The organism is Blautia sp. MSK17_66 (assembly GCF_020538025.1).
Taxonomy (GTDB): Bacteria; Bacillota; Clostridia; order Lachnospirales; family Lachnospiraceae; genus Blautia_A.
Genome location: NZ_JAJBNQ010000032.1, coordinates 1 through 19,228, shown reverse-complemented (window position 1 = coordinate 19,228; position 19,228 = coordinate 1). Strand labels below are relative to the sequence as shown.

Annotated in this window: 15 protein-coding genes; 14 read left to right on the top strand and 1 reads right to left on the bottom strand. The window is 43.1% G+C overall.

Features of this window, described 5'->3' with window-relative positions; translation table 11 throughout:
- The first annotated feature begins 1 nt into the window (after nt 1).
- The 14 genes from LIR34_RS15305 to LIR34_RS15240 all read left to right on the top strand — a co-directional run bounded on the left by LIR34_RS15305 (nt 2) and on the right by LIR34_RS15240 (nt 17,805).
- Nucleotides 2–436 carry a minor capsid protein gene (locus LIR34_RS15305; RefSeq protein ID WP_173903151.1) on the top strand — a complete coding sequence of 145 codons (435 nt, stop codon included), beginning with the start codon at nt 2–4 and terminating at the stop codon, nt 434–436.
- On the top strand, nt 436–879 hold the full coding sequence (locus LIR34_RS15300) for a hypothetical protein (RefSeq protein ID WP_173903150.1): 444 nt from the start codon (nt 436–438) through the stop codon (nt 877–879). Before LIR34_RS15305 ends, LIR34_RS15300 begins: the two co-directional genes overlap by 1 nt.
- Nucleotides 876–1,385 (top strand): hypothetical protein, encoded by a 510-nt coding sequence (locus LIR34_RS15295; RefSeq protein ID WP_173903149.1) that lies wholly within the window; start codon nt 876–878, stop codon nt 1,383–1,385. Before LIR34_RS15300 ends, LIR34_RS15295 begins: the two co-directional genes overlap by 4 nt.
- A gap of 72 nt (nt 1,386–1,457) precedes the next feature.
- Nucleotides 1,458–1,916, top strand: coding sequence for a hypothetical protein (locus LIR34_RS15290; RefSeq protein WP_173903148.1), 459 nt, complete (start codon nt 1,458–1,460; stop codon nt 1,914–1,916).
- Nucleotides 1,909–2,481 carry a Gp15 family bacteriophage protein gene (locus LIR34_RS15285; protein WP_173903147.1) on the top strand — a complete coding sequence of 191 codons (573 nt, stop codon included), beginning with the start codon at nt 1,909–1,911 and terminating at the stop codon, nt 2,479–2,481. The genes LIR34_RS15290 and LIR34_RS15285 overlap by 8 nt, the downstream gene beginning before the upstream one ends.
- Nucleotides 2,482–2,493: 12 nt before the next feature.
- Nucleotides 2,494–6,537, top strand: a complete 4,044-nt coding sequence (locus LIR34_RS15280; protein WP_173903146.1) for a hypothetical protein — start codon at nt 2,494–2,496, stop codon at nt 6,535–6,537.
- Complete coding sequence (locus LIR34_RS15275) at nt 6,497–6,928, top strand: hypothetical protein (RefSeq protein ID WP_173903145.1); 432 nt, start codon at nt 6,497–6,499, stop codon at nt 6,926–6,928. The genes LIR34_RS15280 and LIR34_RS15275 overlap by 41 nt, the downstream gene beginning before the upstream one ends.
- Complete coding sequence (locus LIR34_RS15270) at nt 6,925–10,614, top strand: collagen-like protein (RefSeq protein WP_173903144.1); 3,690 nt, start codon at nt 6,925–6,927, stop codon at nt 10,612–10,614. Before LIR34_RS15275 ends, LIR34_RS15270 begins: the two co-directional genes overlap by 4 nt.
- A 6-nt stretch (nt 10,615–10,620) precedes the next feature.
- Nucleotides 10,621–11,436 carry a hypothetical protein gene (locus tag LIR34_RS15265; protein WP_173903143.1) on the top strand — a complete coding sequence of 272 codons (816 nt, stop codon included), beginning with the start codon at nt 10,621–10,623 and terminating at the stop codon, nt 11,434–11,436.
- A gap of 10 nt (nt 11,437–11,446) precedes the next feature.
- The gene (locus tag LIR34_RS15260; RefSeq protein ID WP_173903142.1) at nt 11,447–14,161 is read left to right on the top strand and encodes a hypothetical protein; all 2,715 of its coding nucleotides are present in this window, start codon (nt 11,447–11,449) and stop codon (nt 14,159–14,161) included.
- A 90-nt stretch (nt 14,162–14,251) separates the two neighbouring features.
- Complete coding sequence (locus tag LIR34_RS15255) at nt 14,252–14,554, top strand: hypothetical protein (RefSeq protein WP_173903141.1); 303 nt, start codon at nt 14,252–14,254, stop codon at nt 14,552–14,554.
- A gap of 2 nt (nt 14,555–14,556) precedes the next feature.
- Nucleotides 14,557–14,850, top strand: coding sequence for a phage holin family protein (locus LIR34_RS15250; RefSeq protein ID WP_173903140.1), 294 nt, complete (start codon nt 14,557–14,559; stop codon nt 14,848–14,850).
- A 51-nt stretch (nt 14,851–14,901) separates the two neighbouring features.
- Nucleotides 14,902–16,341 (top strand): GH25 family lysozyme, encoded by a 1,440-nt coding sequence (locus LIR34_RS15245; protein ID WP_173903139.1) that lies wholly within the window; start codon nt 14,902–14,904, stop codon nt 16,339–16,341.
- A 351-nt stretch (nt 16,342–16,692) separates the two neighbouring features.
- The gene (locus LIR34_RS15240; RefSeq protein WP_161284483.1) at nt 16,693–17,805 is read left to right on the top strand and encodes a lactonase family protein; all 1,113 of its coding nucleotides are present in this window, start codon (nt 16,693–16,695) and stop codon (nt 17,803–17,805) included.
- Nucleotides 17,806–17,883: 78 nt separating this feature from the next.
- Here LIR34_RS15240 and aroC read toward each other — a convergent pair whose 3' ends face one another.
- The gene (aroC, locus tag LIR34_RS15235; protein ID WP_161284484.1) at nt 17,884–18,978 is read right to left on the bottom strand and encodes a chorismate synthase; all 1,095 of its coding nucleotides are present in this window, start codon (nt 18,976–18,978) and stop codon (nt 17,884–17,886) included.
- Between the last annotated feature and the right edge of the window lie 250 nt (nt 18,979–19,228).

The window sequence follows — 19,228 nt, the reverse complement described above, 5'->3', positions numbered from 1 at the left end:
CATGAAGATAAAATTTGACTGGAAGAAATCCCCCCGGGAGATTGCAAAAGAAAAGGTTGACGGGCGGGATAATATGTTGTTCTTGGCGAATCAGGCAGCAGAATTTATGGATCCGTACGTGCCGGCAGATAATCTGGTACTTGCACAGAATATATCCATTACTGCAGATGATGACTGTGGACATATTACGTATAATAGCCCATATGCCCATTACCAGTGGGAAGGTGAACTGTATGGACCAAACTATCCTATCATGGATGGAGGAGAAATTGTTGGTTTCTATTCCCCGCCACACAAGACTCCGACTGGAAAAAGACTGCAGTACAGTGATTTCCGGCATCCTCTGGCAACAGATCACTGGGACAAGGCAATGATGACTGCGAGAAAAGGTGATCTTGCAAGAGCCTATGAGAATCATCTGAAAGGAAAAACGTAATGACAAAACATGAGGCAGTAAAAGCGTACTTTGAACCAAAAGTGGAAGAACTGGCGGGGACTCTGCTGAATTTCAACTTTTCTCCGGAAGCACCGGACAGCATCTCTCTGATCACAAATTATTCTGACAAAGTCAGAAAGAAGTACATCACTGGAGATGTACAGAAAGAATATGGATTTTCTATTATCATCGTAAAACCGTATTCATCTGAGCAGGATGATCTTAATCTGGAAGCCATGAATTTTGCACAGGCATTCATGGACTGGATGGATGAACAGAATGAAAAGAAAGAATATCCGGATATGGGCGGAAACTGTACGGTGGAAAAAATGGAAAATCTTCAGAACATGCCGAACCTGTCGGGGGTAAATTACGAACAGGGGCTGGCACGTTATATGATACAGGCAAGGGTTATCTACACAGAAAGGAAGACGAAAGCATGAAATTAGAAAGAGAAGCGTTACGTCACTATCTGGATTATAGCTTCAAGGGAGAAGTGAAAACAGCAACATGGGAAGTCCTGGGGGATGACATCGAGGAGATGTCCATGGAACTGAATCCGGATACTGAACAGAAAAGAAATATTCTTGGGAAGTCCAAGGTGAATGACAAGGGATATGATCCATCGATGAGCGCGGATCCATACTATGCAGATCCATCAAAGAAGATTTATCCGAAGCTCAGGGAGATTGCAATGAAACGGCTGAAGGGCGATAAATGCAAGACCCTGATGCTGGAGGTTATCGTGGAAGATACAAGTGCTGCCAAACATCTTGCATATGTTCAGGAGGTCATGGTAAAACCACAGTCTTATGGTGGAGGTACAGAAGGAGTGAATTTTCCGTTCAATGTACTGGAAGACGGGACAAGAATCGAAGGATATGTTACTTCTGAATCGCTGAAAACAGATGCTCCGGTATTTACAGAAGGTTCTATTGATTCAGTGTAAGAAGCAAAAGATTATAGGGATGCCGGATATGGCATCCCGTGTTTTTTATAGCAAAATGCAAGGAGGAATAGAATGGCTTCATTAGAAGAAAAAACAAATGAGATTATCATCGAGGATGGTAGTAAAACTTATGAGATTAAGAATCGGCAGGGAAAGAAACTGGCAGAGTTTTGTTTCCGCCCGGCAGATACCAACATCCTTGCCAGATACGAGGATGTCAGAAAATTCTTTAATGAGTTTAAGCTTCAGGATGAGGATGACATTGTAGAATGCCAGCAGAAAGTAATTGAACAGCTGGATTATCTGACAGATGCAGACACAGGAAACACATTCTTCAGTATCATGGGACCATTTTCACCGATGCCGGATGGTTCTTTGTTCTGCGAAACGTGTCTTGATACGGTATGCAGCGTCATCAGTAAAGAATTTGATGTACGTCTGGAGAAAGCAAAAAGCCGCGTAAACAAATACACAGCGAAGTACCATTCTTCCGGAAGAAGATACACGAAAAAGAAACGCCGTCATGGATGATCAGTGGAGACTTCCAGAAACTATTGAGTTAGGCGGCGAAGAATATGACATCCGGACAGATTTCAGGGTGATCCTGGATATTTTAAAGGCAATGGCAGATCCGGAACTGTCAGATCAGGAAAAGTCGCAGGTGATGCTTGAAATCCTGTACTGGGATCCAGAAGAAATTCCAATTGAATATTTAAATGAAGCCCTTGAAAAAGGGAAAGAATTCATTGACTGCGGAATTACCGGCGAAGGTAAAAGCAAAGTTCAGTTAATGGATTGGGAGCAGGATTCACCCATCATTGCACCTGCAGTCAATAAAAATATCGGAAAAGACATCCGTTCTCTGGAATACATGCACTGGTGGACGTTTCTTGGAGCTTATATGGAGATTGCGGACGGGCTGTTCAGCCAGGTGCTCTATATTCGCCAGAAGAAAGCCAAAGGAAAGAAACTGGAAAAATGGGAGATGGAATTCTACCGAAACAATAAGAAATTGATTGATCTGAAACAGACAGTGAGGAAACGGTCAGCTGAGGAAGAGGCAGCTCTGAATGAACTGTTTGGAATCAAGAAGTAGCGAGGTGGTTGCGTGGCAGATGGAACAATAACAATTGATACAGCAGTAAATGAAAAAGGCATCGAAGTTGGAGTAAAGGATATTGAAGCTTCTGCGAAACGCATGGCATCTACTGTTGGAAACGCCAGTGAAAAAACCAGGATTGCTATCCAGAAGCAGGTGGACTCAATTTCAAAATTGAATAATCAATATGTGCAGCAGGAGAAGAAAGTAGATTCTTTAAAACAGAAGTTAAAGGACATTTCCAGGCAGAAAGTAGAAACAGATGAGTATAAACGTCTCGGTAAAGAGATTGACAATACTTACGAAAAAACCGCGAAACTCGAAAGTGAATTGAGAGAGTGGAGTAAGCTTGGATTTTCAGATGATTCAGGCGGTTTCAGGGAGAAAGAAAAAGAACTCCAGAAAATGCTTGAAACAATAGAAAGCCTCGAAGGAAAACAGAAGGAAATGAGAAAATCCGGTACAGCTTATGTTGCCCCGGAAGGTCTTTCTGAGTACCGGAATACAGCGTCCAGGCTCACAACGGAAGAAATGCGGTTAGATGATATGAATAATCGTCTGGTAACGTCTTTTGCATCCGTAAAGGAAAAAGTGCGTGAATGCGGAGGCGTTGTCGATGAAATCGGAAACAAGGCACCTGCATTACAGAAACTGCAGAATGCATTGGAAAAGCTTTCGCCGAAACTGGCACAAAACGGTATGAAACAGCTTAAATCTAGTATGAAGAGCCTGATCCGTACAGTGGAGAAGCTGAGTATGAAGCTCCTGAAACTGTCGGCAAGTTCCGTTGCAGGCGGCATCAGGAAGATATCTTCAGGTATCTTCAGCATCCATAAGTCGGCAAACAAGAGCACCTCATCACTTGGCACAATGACCAAGGCGATACGGACATTGCTGAAATACACAATTGGAATCCGCAGTTTCTATGTGCTGATGAATAAGCTGCGAAGTGCAGTGGTCGATGGATTTAAAAATCTCGCGCAGTACAGTGGTACAACTAACAATAGCATTTCTATGTTGATGTCGGCTCTTACACAGCTGAAAAATGCCCTTGCGACTGCATTCAATCCAATTCTGACAGCAGCAGCACCGGCACTGACGAAATTTATCAACCTGCTTTCTCAGGCATTTACCTATATTGGAATGTTTTTCGGAGCTCTGACCGGACAGAAGACCTTTACGAAGGCGGTGGCTGTTCAGCAGGATTATGCAGCAAGCCTTGACAAGACGGCGGACAGTGCCAAGAAAGCGGCGAAAGCTCTGGAAGGGTATCTGAGTCCGGTTGATGAGATTAATAATTATGATGATGGCAGTGACAGTTCCTCGACAGATGGAACCGGCGGTGGTTATACAGGCCTGACACCGGATCAGATGTTTGAAGAGGTTCCGATTAAGAATTCCATCCGGGGAATTGCCGATAAAATTCGGAAGCTTATAAAACAGGAGAACTGGGAGGGACTTGGAAAATTTATGGCCCAGTGCATTAACAAGGGACTGAAACACGTCTATGATACAATCAGCTGGAAAAAGGTCGGGCCGAAGATCACAGAGTTCTGTGATGCATTCACTGGAACTTTTAACAGTCTGACTGACAATATAGACTGGGACCTCTTGGGGCGTACCATCGGTGCAGGGATCACAACGCTGATCAAGACGTTCAACCGTCTTACCGATCCAGGCACAGGCATCAACTTCGAGAGGCTTGGAAGCGGAATCTCCCAGGGATTACGAGGAATGATCAATGAGATTCCTTGGAGAGAGTTTGGAAATGCTCTCGGAAACAAATTTATGATCGCATGGCGGATGTTTGATGGCTTTGTACAGGATATGGCCAGAAAAAACGATGCCGGGATTACAGGCTGGCAGGAACTTGGAAATGCAGTGGCAGAAGCCCTGAATGGTATGTCTGACAAGGTAGACTTCTCAGATATCGCAGATTCCCTGACGGCAGGAATCAATGGTGCATTTGAGAGCCTGGCACAGTTCACAGAAGATTTTGACTGGGACGAAGTAGCGGAAAATATCGGCAACGGAATCGCGACTTTCATAAAGAATTTCAAATGGAAAGAAAATGGAGAAGCATTTGGAGATTTCCTTTCCCATCTGTGCACAGCACTTACAGATGCTCTGACACCGGAAACTTTTCATGACTTGGGCAAAGGAATTGGAGAGTTTCTTGGACAGATGCCATGGGGAACTTTACTCAAAACAGCAGCTAAACTGCTGATTAGTGGATTTGCCGGAATTTTCAATGGTCTGGATGAAAGCGGAACAGCAGGAAAGATAGCTTCTTTTCTGGGGAAAGCATTTCTCGCAATAAAGATCGGACAGATTACAGGGCTTAGTTCGTTTGTGGCTTCTCTTGTTGCGTGGATTGGAAAGAAGCTGATCAGCACGGAAGCAGTTGCTGTTTTATCCGGAAGCCTTTCAAATCTTGTAAGCAGCGGACTTGGTGGTGCAGCAGGAGCGTTTAATACGTTTGCATCTTCTATAATTCCGTTAGTTGGTACTGCTGGCCTGATCGCGGCGGCAACAGCAGGAACTGTGACTCTGACAAAGAAGATCGCAGAACTGGTAGAATCAGCACAGGGTGGAAATGGCATCCTTTCTCAGACAGGAGGCTATCTTCATGATTATACGGGTGCAATGAGCAATGCACATGCGATTACACAGGAGCAGACCGAAGAGCTTTGGAAACTGATAGAGGCAGACGAATCAGCCGGAAAAGCAAACAATGAGATGTACGATGACATGATCCAGAAGTTCGCAGAGTATGGCGTATCTGCAGATAAGGCAAGAGGAATCCTTGAGCAGTACGGATCACAGGCAGGAGTTTCTACAGAATTCGTGGAAGACATGACTGCAAAGGTGGAAGCTCTTGGAACTGGATTTTCCGAAACAACAGGCAAGATTGATACCTCTTCTATTACAGTTAAGGATGCAATTAAGGGAGTCCGGGATGTTTTATACGATCTGAGCATGACTTCGAGTGATTATGCCGGTACTTACCAGGGCATCTTGAGCAGCTTTAATAATACAAGTGGTTCAGCAGCAACAGCACAGGAAGCGTTTGATATGGTATACAATTCGCTGAAAGATGCAGGTGTACCTCTGGATGAACTGAACCAGGCACTTGAAAAGAAATTCCCAAGTGCTACTGTTGCTGTGAGAAATAGTGTAAGCAAAAATATTGTCGGGGCACAGGAAACAGTAAGTACTGCTACAGGTAAGATGAAGACAGATGCAGAGGCGAATCTCGCAGATGTTCAAAAGGCAGCAGAAGATGCTACTGGTGGTGTAAATACAGCGACGGTTACTAATTGGGGAAATTCTGCAGAAGAGGTCTCCAAAAATCTGGATCGCATGAAACAGACAGCTAACCTGAAGCTTGGAGAAATGCAGAAAACAGTAAATTCCCATTTTAGCGGCCAGTACAATACAATGACATTCAAATGGCAAAAAGCTAGTGAACGAATCAGCCAGATTATAGCAGATATGATTGGAATGATAAATCGAAAAATGAACAGTCTGTCTTCTTCTATGGAGTACGCAGGAACCAGGATGGGAAACGGACTGGCACAGGGGATTGCTAACGGCACAACAGGAATCACAAGAGTACTCAATAATATGATTTCAGAAGTGAACCGGACGATAGGAAATATCAATAATGCAATCTCAGGTGTGGAGCATGCATTTACATTTTCCTATGATGTCGTAGGTCCGACAGGAGTACACAGATGGGGGAATTATTGGATGAATCTGCCGAGAGTAAGTTCTGTTCCGTATCTTGCAAGTGGAGCTGTTATTCCACCAAGATCTGAATTTCTGGCAGTCCTGGGTGATCAGAAAACCGGAAATAACATCGAAGCTCCGGAGGGACTTCTGAGAAAGATTGTTCGGGAAGAAAGCCCGCAGAAACAGGATGGAAATACCTATAATGTATCTGTGACAGCTTCCGGAAGAAAATTGTTGAATATTATTTTGGAAGAGGGAGAACTTCAGAGAAGCAGAAATGGAGGAAAGAATCCATTTAAACTGGGAGAGGAGTGGTAAGATGTCCGGCCTGAAAAAGGAAGAAAGTTTTACGGTAGATGGGGTTGCAATCGCAGCTCCGTCTACATATAAGCCGGTATTTGCAACTACAAGTACCAAGAGCTCCAAAAGAGATCAGGAGCTGTCCATGCATAACAGTCCGATGGGCACGATCGGAGGATACGATCTAACCTGGGATGTTTTGAGCTGGGAGGAAATTGCAGTAATCCTGAACGGAATGATCAACAAATCAGAATTCACTTTCCACCATAAGGATCCTACAATCCCAGGTAAATGGATTGACCGGACGTTCTATGCGTCGAACTACAATATGACAGCCCAGAATCTGGAAGAAAACGAAGAAAGCTGGACGGATCTGGTCATCAATATAAGGAGGATAGAAAAGATTTGATCAACGTTTCAGAACAATTAAAAGAAGAATCAAAAAAGAATCATAATTATTATGTGACAGCAAATGTGACTCTGGCAGACGGGACAAAACTTTCACTGGAAAAGAAAGACTTCTATCTGGACGGGAACGTGATTATTGATGCTGCCGACAGCTCTGACTTTCCGATCGGAGTGGCAATCGAAAAGACAGCCACACTTTCTCTTGTTAATGACAAAGGACAGTTTGACGAGTACAGCTTTAATGGAGCAGTGTTTACGATTTTTATGAATTTGCAGTTATCGGATCGCCTGGAAACCTTTAAAAGAGGTAGTTTTATCGTATGCAGGAAACCAGCAATTGACGGTGAGATTAACCTGACATTATTGGATTACATGAGCAAAGCAGACCGTACATATAAAACGAATCTTAGCTTTCCATGTACTGCAGGTGAAGTCCTGCGGGATGCCTGCCGGCAGTGCGGGCTTGTGATGGGGGATGCGGATTTCAAGAATTCTGACTTTCAGGTACAGAAAGCACCGGAAGGTACGACCTGTCGTGCGGTGATTGGCATGACTGCGGCACTGGCCGGTGGCAACGCAAGGATAGATGAAAATGATCTGCTGAGAATCGTCACATTTGACAAGGAAGACAATGTGGTTCTGATGGAAGAAATTCCATGGCCGGATGTCAGTGGTCAGTCAATCTTGGATACAGAAGACGAAGAAATTATTACTGTATACGAAAAAGTTGTAGCAGAACATGAACTGCCAGTAGTTGGTGATGCAGAAAATGACGTAGATCCGATTATAGTGACCGGCGTGAAGTATACAGACGGTGACGAGGAATATTTGTATGGAACGGAAGGGTATGTTATTGATATCAGTGATAATCAGCTTCTGGCAGGAAATGAGGAAGAGGGCGTGAGCCGCATCGGACAGATTCTGGAGGGCTTCGAACTTCTTCCATTTTCCCTGAGCAGCATCCTGGTAGGTTACGCGACTTTTGGTGATGCCATACAGTTTAAAGACGGCAGGGGCAATCTGCACAGATCCTACGCTACAGACATAGAGTTTAATTTCGCAGACGGTACAGAGTTCTCCTGCAAAGCAAAGAGCCTGGAAACACAAGGATTAGAGTATCCCAGTGGCATGAGAGCACAGGTGGAACAGGTGCTTGGGAAGGTAGAAGAAAAGATATCTGCATATGATACAAAATTAAAGCAGATGAATGATCTGGCAGCAAATGCACTGGGATTTTATTATACAGAGATTGTGCAGCCGGACGGATCCGTGATTGCATACAGGCACAACAAACTGCGTCTTGCAGAATCAAAGATCGTATATAAGACTGCAGCTGACGGTTTCTTTGTGACCTCTGATTATCAGGGGACAGATGAAGCAACCACAGCGGCAGGAAAGTGGACTTCCGGATTCGACAGCAATGGTGATGCGGTCCTGAATATCTTATATGCGATTGGGATTCAGGCAAAATGGATTAATACCAGGGGGCTTACTGCAGAAGACAATGATGGGAAGGTTACATTCCGGATAAATGCAGATACGGGAGAGGTAGAAATAGACCCAAACAGTTTTATACTGGGAAAGAAAAATTTACAGGAGAAATTCAGTGAAATAGACAACTCCATTGCATCCTCCCGCAATATGACTATGCAGCTGGACAATGATTATCAGAGCATTTCCGTGTATAACGATGGAAGTATTATAGGCGCTTTTCCAACAGTTACTACAACAGTAACGGTATTGTATAATTCAACAGATATTACAAATGACTGTTCTTTTACCATAACTACATCTGACAGCATAACTGGCTCCTGGAATAACTCTACACATACATATACGGTAAAGTCTCTGTCAGCGAACAGTGGCTGGGTGAGCATCCGGGCAACTTATCTGAACAAACTGAATCTTACGAGAAAATTCACAGTTGCAAAATTGTATGCCGGTCAGAGAGGACTTCAGGGGCTGCAGGGTGAAGATGGAACAGATGGTATTCCCGGTAAAGATGGAGCGGACGGGAAAGACGGTGCAGATGGAAGAACTTCTTATTTTCACATTAAATACAGCGCAGTTGCAAATCCAACTTCTGCTTCTCAGATGTCGGAGACACCGGACACTTATATAGGCACTTATGTGGATTTTACAGAGAAAGACAGTACTGACCCAACGAAATATACCTGGAGCAAATTTGAAGGGAGGGATGGGGCAAAAGGAATCCCTGGTACAAACGGAATTGATGGAAAAACTTCTTACCTTCATATAGCATATGCAAATAGTGCGGATGGAAAAACAGGATTTTCTGTATCTGACAGTTCAGATAAGCTCTATATTGGGCAGTATACAGATTATTTGGAAGACGACAGTACAGATCCGGCAAAATATCAGTGGAGCAGGATTAAGGGTGATGATGGAAGAGTGTATTATCTGGACTGCCCGGTTGCAATCGTAAAAAGAATGGCAGACGGAACGATGTCCCCGGAGAATCTTACATTTTCGGGATTTTACAGAGAGGGTGATTCTGTTGAAAGAACGGAATATAAAGGCAGATTCAAGGTTGAAGAAACTTCCGATGGAAAAACCTGGATGACAGTTTATAACAGTCCGGCAGGCGGTGAGAATTCCATAACCTGGTCCATGATGTCTTCTGGAAGCCCAAAAGAAATTTCAGCAGTACGTTGCACTTTATACGCTCTGGATGGGGTGACAGTGATAGATTATCAGACGGTAGAAGTTGTCCTGGATGCAGAAGCCCTGACTCAGGAACAGGTTTTGAATATTCTGACTAATAATGGTGAGTGGAAAGGAATTCGTTATCTGGATGGACATTTGTACTTTTCATTTGATGCTGCAAGAGGAGGGACGTTGTTGTTGGGGGGAGAAAATAACGAAAACGGAATTCAGAAGATTTGTGATGGAGCTGGGAACGTAATTGTCACGGCAGATGCAAAGGGCGTTACGCTGTACAATGAAAACGGTACTCCGAAAGCCAGGATGTCACAAGGCGGGATGGCGTATTTCAAAGAATACCAGGAAGATAAGAAACATACCCACTATAAGGGTATTGTGATTGGGGATATGAGTGATTTTACAGAAGGAAATCGGAAAGAATATGGCATCAAAATACTTGATTATGATTATACGTATGGTGACGTTGATATTTCAATTGAAGGTGATACGCAGGGTTTCACATATACATCAGATGGTGGATCAGATGTTCTGAATGGAAATCTGAATAAATTGGAACTATATCAATTGGATGTAGCTGAGATTGTTAATGCGACAGAATTTCAAAAACCTCCTAAAATATTGAACTGTAAGCATGTCACTACAGGCGGACATCTGGTGTTTGCAAACGACGGAGCAACACTGGCTTATCTGTCGTCATCATCAGAACGTTATAAAGATGTTCAGGAAGATTTACAGTGCATGGAGCAGTGGTACAATATCCAGCCGGTTTGGGCGAAATACAAAGATGGTTATCTTACTGAAGATGATACTTTTAATGGAAAAGATATGCCGATGTTTCTGGCGGAAGACGTAGAAAAGCATATGCCGGAGGCGGCAGTATATAACAAAGATGGAAAGATCGAGGACTGGAATTATCGTGTGGTAATCCCGGCAATGTTCGTCATGCTGAAAAAACAACGTCTGGAGATTGAGAAACTCAAGAAACGATTGAAAGGAGTATAAAAACAGATGGCACGATGGAAAGATTATACCAGAAAACAGACTCCGTCAGAGGCTGATGAAGTTATGCTCCTGGATACGGATGGAAAGGCGAATAAACGAACCACACTGAAAGAGCTGGCAAGGACAATAGGAAACAACGGGGGATTTCCAGATGTGGATGATACACTTACAAAGCCGGGAATGGCAGCAGATGCAAAAACAGTCGGCGATCAGATAAAACAGATCACACAGCAGATGGAAGATCTGCAGTACGTTCCCATTGAGATTCTTTCATTTTCCAATAATGTTGGTATTGCCGAACTGGGCAGTGTAATCAACGAGATTACTTTGAGCTGGGAATTAAATAAAACTCCGGAAACAGTGATATTGAATGGGCAGATCATGAGCAGTCGGAATTCTGTTCAGTCAGTAATCCTGAAAGATGCGGCATTGAAAGAAAATAAGACGTTTACACTCCTGGCTGTAGATGACAGAGATAATTCAGCACAGAAGAACACAGGGATTACATTTTATAACGGCATTTATTATGGTGTGGCCGGTATTCCTACAGAACTGGACAGTGCTTTTATTCGAAGTTTATCCAGATCTCTGCAGGCGAATCGGACAAAAATATTCACTATAGACAGTGGAGCAGATCAGTATGTATGGTACGCTCTTCCGACCAGATACGGGGCTCCAGTGTTTAATGTTGGCGGTTTCGATGGAGGCTTTGCTAAAGTAAGCGCACTCAGTTTCATGAATTTGAGCGGTTATACAGAAGAATATATAGTCTACCGATCAGATAATAGCAGCATAGGAAAGAAAACAGTTAAGGTAACATAGGAGGGAAGACATGGCAAAATACAACGGATCCGTAGAACTGATCTCAGGTATTACTCCGGCAAACGGACAGGACTTCCCGCTTGTGGCCGCACATGCTGTCCAGGTAGACGATGATGGAACCAGACTGGATGAAGCTCTGAAGAATGTGAGTACAGATATCCGAAAAGGAAAACACAGACAGGTGGGAAAAGCATGTTTGTGGTATCACAATCTATATGAATTTGGAAATACGGACGATGAGGCAGCAGCACGAATTGCTCAGAACGAGATTGTAGTGGCAGGTGGAAGCTTGTATGCAGGATCTTTTTCAGAAGCAGACAAAGAACGTCAACTTGCCATTATCGCAAAAGCCAGAAAACTCAATCCGAAATTAAAGATATTTTATTACATAACTATTGCCTCATGGAGAAAAGACGGGAACTGGAGTCATATCCTTGAAAAAGGTGGTTACTGGGATGCCGAGGAAGCTGCGAAACATCCTGGAGCAGTCAGAATCCATACGAAATGGGAAATATTCCAGCTACTTGAGTACGCTGCACATGTTGGTGGCAGTAAAAATGGTAAAAAACAGTTTATTGAGACGTATACATGGGTGGATGATAATGGTATTACTCATACCGAAGATAAGTATATAGATCTATATGAGGGTGGTATATCGTTAGATGGATGTTTTTATGACGATGCCGGCATGGAAACAGAAGAAGGTCGAGTTAACCAGGGATTCCCCTCTGTATTGAGAGAGAAATATATTCAGCTGGTTGACTTCACGCATTCGAAAGGACTGGCAGCATTTCCAAATCAGTTGTCAGAAGATTGGTATGCAGATACCGTCAGTACAGCTAATCCAAATGGGATTCCTTCTTCTATCGGGGCAGATGATTATATGCTGTTGGAAAGCTGTCACTCACAGGTTGGATCTAATGGACGGCCATTATGGAGACACGTAAATGGCACAGAGGGCGTATGGAATTATTATCAGAACTGGTACGATAAGGTTGGAGCGAAAGTTGTAGTAAATGATTACTTATATGGCACGGGAACCGGTGAGAAACTTTCTGATGAAGAATTCTATGGATTGGCAACTTATCTGGTATGCGACACACTGTGCAGTGGTGCCCACTATATTGATCTAAACGGACTGTTGACATGGGAACTTCCGGATTTTTTTGATAAAATCCTAATTCCGGAAACGGAAGAATATGATATTACAAGAAAAAATAAAGGTCATTATATCCTTCATGCCAATGGACACACATTAGAAGTGGTAAGAGGAGATAATCTCACACAGGGGGAGACGGTAAGCGAAAAGACATTGAAAAAGATTTATATTTATTTTGATGGAGTCAGAATAAATAACGCTTTTAAAAAACTGTCTCAATATGCATATGAAACAGATCAGAGACTGGATAATCTTGAAAAAGATGTAAACACAATTCAGACATCTTATAAATCAACTGCAAACATCTATCACCGCATGATGATTGATGATTGGGGTAAGGAATTGATTTTGACAAATTTTGTGTCAACAACTAATTTTATAAAGAGACTTGAAGATACGGCAAAAAACGGAATCGCGACAGTTAATACAGTAGATTACGATACGAATAGTATTCGCCTCACTCGACTGAATAATACGCAGATAAATATGTATGTGGAAGTTGATATAACAAATAAAAAGGGACATACTCTGGAACTTGGTTTTACGGTAAAAGAAGTTACGAATTGGGTCAGTTGGGGATTTAATGCATATGCACCAGCCGCTTTTGGCTGGACCAATATTAAAACATCTCTGAATGCAACGCAGAAATCATCTTTCTACGGAGATAATTTTTATGGATATGTAAGAACTATAACAATTCCAGAAGATACAGAAGAAGAAAAATGGTCAATGCGAATTTGTTATAACGGTTCGGCAGGAGAAGTCTTTGATTTGGCCAATTTTTACGTGGTTGATGTGGATAAATATGGTGAGGATATTACAAAAGACTGGTATACAAATCTAATTCCTAAACTAGATGCGGCCACAAACAATAACAATCTTAAAATCTGCTATACTGTGGATAAAATTGATGATTATGATTTCGATATTATCTGGGATAAGCCAAATGATTTTGCCAACTGGTCAGGCTTATGTTGGACATTTCAGAATGGCACTTTCAAAGCGGGTCATACTTATGAGTTAGGTTTTGATTCTTATGAGAACAATTCAGGCGGTGCGAATGTTGCGTTTCGTATCTATTTTCCAGGAGGCAACAAATGGATACCAAAAACATATAAAATAAAATCCTCTATTTATGGAGATGATAGACCCGGATATATTTTTACAATACCAGAGTCAGCAACAGGAACAGACGGTTATATAAACCTCACAAATACAGCAAATGGATGTCAGACCAGTACGGGAGAATATTACAAGACATCTATCCGAGGTATGTATCTTTACGATGTTAATGAGGAAAACATTGTAATCCGTGGAGAAGAACCGTCCAATAGTTTCCTGCAAATCTGCCGGGTAACTGAAGCAAAACTTGCAAAAGATAAAAAGCTGATCGGTAATGCTTTATATATTACAGATTCTGGAACGATAATGATAACAGATTTTAATGGTGTGAAAGTAGATATTGCTGGAAGCATCTACATTGGTGCTGCCAAGGCAGGTTATACCGGATCCCCAGAAGAATTTGGAAATGCCCTGTACCAATTAATCCAAAAAATAGATTTGTAGAGGAAAAATATGAAGAAAATCAGAGCAGAGCCGTAAGGCTCTTATTTTTATACAAAATTGCGCCGGCGCAACCGGAGAAAGAGTGGAATAGTGAAAGAAATACTTATCCAGACATATACTATTGTATTACCGGTACTCTTAGGCTACATCGTCTGGCTCCTGAAAAATCAGAAAAAAGACAGAGACGCTAACAGCAAAGGAACGATGCTTCTGCTTCGCGTCCAACTCATAGAGTATCACGCAAAGTATACAGCCCTTGGAACCATCCCGTCATATGCTTATCAGAATTACTGCGAGATGTATGCAGCATATCACGAACTAGGCGGAAACGGCATGGTGACCAAAATGAAGCAGGAAATTGAAGAGCTACATATTAAAAGAAAAGGAGAATGATTATGGAACAGATTGTAAATTATGTAAAACCAGAACTCATCGTAGTAGCCATTGCCCTGTATTTTGTGGGAATGGCACTTAAGCAGGCACAGGCAGTAAAAGATAAGTACATCCCGCTTATCCTTGGCGGGATCAGCGTCGTGATTTGTGCAATGTATGTATTTGCTACAACCACGCTGGGGACACCACAGGATATTGTGATGGCAATCTTCACAGCTATTGTGCAGGGAATCCTGGTAGCTGGACTCTCTACATACGTGAACCAGCTGATAAAACAGACACACAAAGACGAGTGACTTGGGGATGAGCAATCATCCCCTGTCTCATTATGAAAGCGGGAGGTAAACATGGAAATAAAAGGTATTGATGTGTCCAGTTATCAGGAAAAACCAGACTGGGCAAAAGTAAAAAAGGCAGGAATTAACTTTGCAATCCTCCGGATCCATCAGAAGAATGGACCGGATACCAGTTTCGAACATAATTATAGAGGATGCAGGACAAATGCAATCTCTATAGGCGGATACAAATACAGTTACGCACTGACGGAGGCACAGGCATTAGAGGAGGCAGAAGAAACACTCGCAGTTCTCGCCGGACGTGGCCTGGACCTTCCGGTGTTTTATGACTTGGAATGGGAAAAACAGAAAAAACTTGGAAAGGCAGCAGTCGAAAAAATTGCAGAGACCTTTTTGAACAGAATTAAAAAGGCTGGTTATAAAGTTGGAATCTATTGCAATGTAGACTGGTATCAGAATATCCTGACTGCAAAATTGAAATCCTATGATCTGTGGCTTGCCAGATATCCAGCAAATGATAATGGAACCATGCAGACACGCCTTAAGCCGACTGCAGGGATCGGCTGGCAGTATTCCAGTAAAGGAAAAGTAGTGGGGATTAGCGGTAATGTGGACATGAACGTATTTTATAAGGATTATACTACGGACGAAAACACAAAAACCGATACAAAAGGAGAAAATAAAGTGAAATTCACAAAAGAACAGATCATTCAGAACGTCCGGAACGATGCGGTGAGCTTTGCGGTTAGGATTGCCAATGATAACAGTCATGGCTACAGTCAGGCAGTGAGAAGCCTGTACAATACAGCAAATCCAAAATCTTTCGACTGTTCCAGCTTAGTACTGACAGCGTATTATTACGCATTCTTGAAAAACGGTTTGACGGATCAGGCAAATTATCTTAAAAGAAACTGCAGCTACACTGGAAATATGCTCCGGATGCTGAATGCTGGATTTGAGGCAGTGGCATGTAATCAGACTGCTCATGCACAGATGATCAGAGGAGATATTGAACTCAACACAACATATCATACAGCCCTGGCAGTTGGTAAGGACATTATTGTCCATGCCAGAAGTTCAGAAGGAACCACTGACACAAAGGATAACTCCGGAAACGAGATCCGGACACAGCCGTGGTACCTGTACAGTCATGGATGGACACACCGTCTCAGATTTACAGGAAGAGGAATTGATTTCAGCAAACTGACAAACACATCCGAAAGCAAGCCAACTACAACAACCGCGAAAGGAGACAGATATATGTTTGAACCAAAAATTGTAAAACTGGGAAGCAAGGGAACATCTGTGCTTTTATTACAGGAGATTTTAGTAGCAAGAGATTTCAGGGGAGCTGACAATCAGATCCTGAGCCTTGACAGGGTGGCGGGTGAGAATACCATTCGTGCTCTCAACAGCTACAAGAAATCCAGAAACATGAAGCAGGATGGAATCTGTGATGCATCAGTCTGGAAAGACCTGCTTGCTATCTGAGAAAAAAATCCCGGCAGGTACCCACTGCCGGGAGCATATTGTATCATCTGTTTCACCATTATATAGAACGATGTAGATTATTACCGTTAGTCACAGGTTAGTCACAAAGCAATTATGATGCAAGTCTCGAACCCCGCAAAAAACAAAGGATTCCATCAAAAGTGAAGAATAAATACATCAAGTATAGGATAAAATACATTTCCTCCTGAATGGAAACTTGTTCTTATACATGCTTTGTGGTATAATAAGGGCACTTGAGTTCATGCAGAGTGTTAGTTCTGCATGGACAGACAGGTTACTGCGAACGGAAAAACAGTAACAAAACAACGCGCGATTTTAGGAGGCAATATCATGGGGAACAAGAAATACGTAGCCTATGTGGGAACATATACCCACGGCAACAGTAAAGGTATTCAGGTTTATGATGTAGATGTTGAGAAGGGAACACTGAGAGAACGAAGCGAAGTACAGGTCAGCAATGCATCTCATACAGCAATCTCTAAGAATGGCAAGTTTTTGTATTCGATTGAAGACGAAGGTGTGGCAGTGTTCAGACGTGATGAGAACGGAGATCTGACCCGCATCAACAGAGTCAGCATTGACGGTATGCGAGGCTGCTTCCTTGCTACAGATGTAGATGGTAAATATCTGTATGTGGCAGGATATCATGATGGTAAGGTGACAGTTGTACATACACGCCGCGACGGAAGCCTTGGACGTATTATGGATGGCGTTTACCACAAGGGACTTGGAAGCGTTGCAGAGCGTAACTTCCGCCCACATGTAAACTGTGTGCGTCCTACACCGGACAATAAATACCTGTGTGCAGTTGATAACGGAATCGATCAGGTTAAACTCTATCGTATCAATAAGAGACAGCATAAGCTGGAACTGGTTGATATTCTTCGCTGTCCGAGAGAGAGCGGCCCAAGGATCATTCGTTTCAGTGCTGATGGCAGATTCGCCTATATCCTGTTCGAGCTGAGTAATGAGATTAAGGTTTACAGCTATGACGGAAGTGGTCATACTCCTGAGTTCGAACTGCTTCAGAGTATCAGCACACTTACGAAAGAGAAGGATGAGGATGCATTCCATAATGCAGCATCTGGTCTTGCACTTGCACCGGATGGAAGGCATCTGTTCTGCACAACCGCAGGTGAGAATACGGTTTCCATGTATGAGATTGACACAGAGACAGGACTTCTTGATAAGAAATTCACTCTTCCGATTAGCGGTGACTATCCGAAGGATCTTGTGATTTTCCCGGACAATAAGCACATTGCTGTTGCAAACCATGCAAGCAATACTGTTACAACATTTACAGTAGATTATGACAAGAATATCATCGTGATGAATGATAAACCCCATCATATTGAAACTCCAAACTCCATTCATATCTGGCCGGTACCGGATGAGGTAGCACCAGAGGGAGATCAGTCTGAAGAGCAAGAAGAATTTGAATAAAAAATAAAATGAAATCCCCTGCCGGCTGTCGTATGACTGCTGACAGGGGATTTCGTTTTATTTCATTGAGAGAAAAAATTATTTCTGATAAAATTTCTGGATGGAATCCATTCGGGAGGTCATATTGGAGAAGAGCGCATCTGTGATCGCCAGAGCACACATGGATTCAACGACCACAACGGCTCTTGGCACGATAACAGGATCGTGGCGGCCGTGGATTTCCAGGGATAATTCGCTTCCGTCCTTTGTTACAGTATTCTGAGGCTGGCTGATGGAAGGGGTTGGTTTGACCGCAGCACGGAGAACGATCTCGCTTCCATCACTTATGCCGCCCATAATGCCTCCGGCGTGGTTGCTGGTTTTCGTGATCTGTCCGTTTTCTGTGTGGAAACCGTCATTGTCCTCGGATCCCTTCATCCTGGAAACCTGAAAACCATCACCGATCTCAACCGCCTTTACAGCACCTATGGACATAACTGCCTGTGCAAGAACCGCATCGAGCTTCTCAAAAACAGGATTTCCGAGACCGGCAGGAACGTTTTTGATCCGGCATTCGATGATACCGCCGGCACTGTCCTGATTCTTCATGCATTCCTCCAGATAGGCTCCGGCAGCAGAGGCTGCACTGGCATCCGGCATATAAAAGGCATTTCTCGTGATTTCTTCTGCGTCAAAATCCGTGATCTCTACAGGACCGATGGATTTGGTGTAAGTGCAGAACGAAATGCCAAGAGTTTCAAGAATCCTGGATGCGATTGCACCTGCTGCCACGCGGCCGATGGTTTCACGCCCAGAGGAACGGCCGCCTCCACGGTAATCACGGAAGCCATATTTGGCATCAAAGGTAAAGTCGGCATGACCCGGGCGGTAGGAGTAAGCAAGATTTCCATAATCCCTGGAACGCTGGTCTGTGTTGCGTACCATGAGCGAGATCGGAGTTCCGGTGGTTTTTCCCTCAAAAACTCCGGAGAGGATTTCTACCAGATCCCCTTCCTTGCGGGCAGTTGTATAACGACTCTGGCCGGGTTTGCGCCGATCGAGAAATTTCTGGATATCTTCTTCATTAAGAGAAAGACCGGCTGGGCATCCGTCTATGACAGCTCCAAGAGCTTTGCCGTGAGATTCGCCCCAGGTCGTGACAGTAAAGTGATTTCCAAAGCTTGATTTATTCATCTGAATCTGATTCCTTCCTGAAAATTAGAGTGTGAATATACGCATAATGTACAGAATGAGTATATTTTAGCACGGTAATGCTCGAAAAACAACAAAAAACATGAGGTTTTAGGATAATAAGCGGGAATCCTTGGCAATTCAATTACCGAGATGAAAGTGCAGGATTGTGCGTATCCGCACAAAAAATATAACAACAAAAATTGATTTCTTATATCTCCTGATTCTTGTATTTGTTTTCAAAAGAAAGTAG

Bases quoted from the DNA above. Each gene is read 5' to 3' on its own strand.
- LIR34_RS15305 (WP_173903151.1), top strand. From the start codon at position 2: ATGAAGATAAAATTTGACTGGAAGAAATCCCCCCGGGAGATTGCAAAA.
- LIR34_RS15300 (WP_173903150.1), top strand. From the start codon at position 436: ATGACAAAACATGAGGCAGTAAAAGCGTACTTTGAACCAAAAGTGGAA.
- LIR34_RS15295 (WP_173903149.1), top strand. From the start codon at position 876: ATGAAATTAGAAAGAGAAGCGTTACGTCACTATCTGGATTATAGCTTC.
- LIR34_RS15290 (WP_173903148.1), top strand. From the start codon at position 1,458: ATGGCTTCATTAGAAGAAAAAACAAATGAGATTATCATCGAGGATGGT.
- LIR34_RS15285 (WP_173903147.1), top strand. From the start codon at position 1,909: ATGGATGATCAGTGGAGACTTCCAGAAACTATTGAGTTAGGCGGCGAA.
- LIR34_RS15275 (WP_173903145.1), top strand. From the start codon at position 6,497: ATGGAGGAAAGAATCCATTTAAACTGGGAGAGGAGTGGTAAGATGTCC.
- LIR34_RS15265 (WP_173903143.1), top strand. From the start codon at position 10,621: ATGGCACGATGGAAAGATTATACCAGAAAACAGACTCCGTCAGAGGCT.
- LIR34_RS15260 (WP_173903142.1), top strand. From the start codon at position 11,447: ATGGCAAAATACAACGGATCCGTAGAACTGATCTCAGGTATTACTCCG.
- LIR34_RS15250 (WP_173903140.1), top strand. From the start codon at position 14,557: ATGGAACAGATTGTAAATTATGTAAAACCAGAACTCATCGTAGTAGCC.
- LIR34_RS15245 (WP_173903139.1), top strand. From the start codon at position 14,902: ATGGAAATAAAAGGTATTGATGTGTCCAGTTATCAGGAAAAACCAGAC.
- LIR34_RS15240 (WP_161284483.1), top strand. From the start codon at position 16,693: ATGGGGAACAAGAAATACGTAGCCTATGTGGGAACATATACCCACGGC.
- aroC (WP_161284484.1), bottom strand. From the start codon at position 18,978: ATGAATAAATCAAGCTTTGGAAATCACTTTACTGTCACGACCTGGGGC.